Source organism: Blastococcus saxobsidens (assembly GCF_002938435.1).
Taxonomy (GTDB): Bacteria; Actinomycetota; Actinomycetes; order Mycobacteriales; family Geodermatophilaceae; genus Blastococcus; species Blastococcus saxobsidens.
In genome coordinates, this window is record NZ_POQT01000081.1 from 1 (window position 1) to 1,593 (window position 1,593).

Consider the following 1,593-nt stretch of genomic DNA (forward strand, 5'->3'; position numbering starts at 1 on the left):
CGCATGTGCGCCATGCCCTCGATGAAGCCCTCGCCAACCATCTCGCCCATCCACCTGGTCACCCGCGACGGGGAGTTGATGTCCAGCTTCTTGCCCATCGCAGCCGACAGCGCCCCGGCGACCGCCCGCGCCGCCCGCACGACCGCGTCACGCTTCGCGTTGAGCCCGTCCACAGCACCCTGCCCGGCGTTCGACCCCACCCCGTAGCCGGAGCTGTAGGCGCCGCCACCGGCCGCCCCCACACCGCTGGCCATCTGCCCACCCACCGCGCGGGCCGCGTTCCACGCCGCCTGCTGCGTGGCGGACATGCCACCGGCGGCGTTCTTGCCGGTCTTCTCACCGAACCCGTACGCGGACTGCGCTGCCTCATCGAGGTCGGCCAGCACCCCGTCCTTGAAGTTGTCGAAGGCGGTGTTGGCGGCCTTCAGCTTGTCGCCCACCTCGGGCACCCACCCCAGGGCGGTGGCCGCCCCGGACACGATGCCGTCGGCGACGGTCAGCCACACGGTCAGGATCATCCGGAAGCCGTCGATCATGAAACCGATGGCGTTGCCCACCCCGCGCTTCACCGCGTCGAACGCCCCGTTGACGATGTCGCGGAACGTCTCCGAGTTCTGGTAGGCGTACACCAGCCCGGCGGCCAAGGCGGCGATGGCCACCACAACGAGGGTGATCGGGTTCGCCGCCATCACCAGATTCAGCGCAGCCTGCGCCGCAGCCCACCCCCTCTTGGCGCCGGCCACGGTCTTCACCACGGCGACGTATCCGCCGATGATCCCGGTGAGGACCAGCAGCGGGTCCTTGTTCCCCTCCACCCACTGCGCCATGTCCTTGAAGGCCGGCACCACATCGTCGCCGATGAAGTCGGCCAGATCCCCCACGCCGGGAATCACCGTGCCAGAGAGGAAGCCCATCAGGGTGGTGAACGCGGGCAGCAGCTGCTCGCCGATCGCCGCCTTCTGGTCGAGCCACAGGGCGCTCGCGGTCTTGGCGGAGCCGGCCGCGCTGTCCGCCTCGCGAGCGAACGCGCCGATCGCGCGGGCGCCGTCCTTGTTGACGATCGCCAGCACCGCCGCAGCCTTCTCCTGCGCGGTCAGCTCCGAGGCCACCTTCTTGCCGGTGGCCGCCATCGCCTCGGACTCCACCCGGGCGGCGTTGATGTTGGGGATCAGCGCCTGCAGGGAGTCGTACTCGCCGCGGAACGCCGCGCTGATCCGGTCGGCGACGTCCTCGGTCGGGAGGTCGTTGAAGGCCCCCAGGTCGGCCGACATCTGTACGACGGCCTTCGACATATCGGCGGCCTGGTCCCCGGCGAACCCGATCTGGGAGAACATGTCGCCGAAGCCGGCCGCCGCCGCGAGGGCCTGCTGCCGGGACAGGCCCAGGCTGGTGGCGGCGCTCTTGGCCCACTGGTCGATCGCTGCAGCGTTCGACCCGAAGATCGCGCCGGACTTGCTGAGCGTCCCCTGCAGATCGGAGGCGGCGCCGGTCAGGCTGAAGAAGCCCGCGCTGATCTGGGAGAACGCGAACAGGCCAGCTGCAGCGCCGACTGCGCCCTTCACTGCCCCGCTCACCTTGCTGCCCAGCCCACCC

1 protein-coding gene is annotated in these 1,593 nt (G+C 70.4%); it reads right to left on the reverse strand.

Features of this window, described 5'->3' with window-relative positions; genetic code table 11:
* Nucleotides 1-1,562 (reverse strand): phage tail tape measure protein (locus C5507_RS21990; protein WP_158657688.1); only part of this gene is annotated, 1,562 nt, incomplete at its 3' end.
* Nucleotides 1,563-1,593 lie beyond the last annotated feature (31 nt).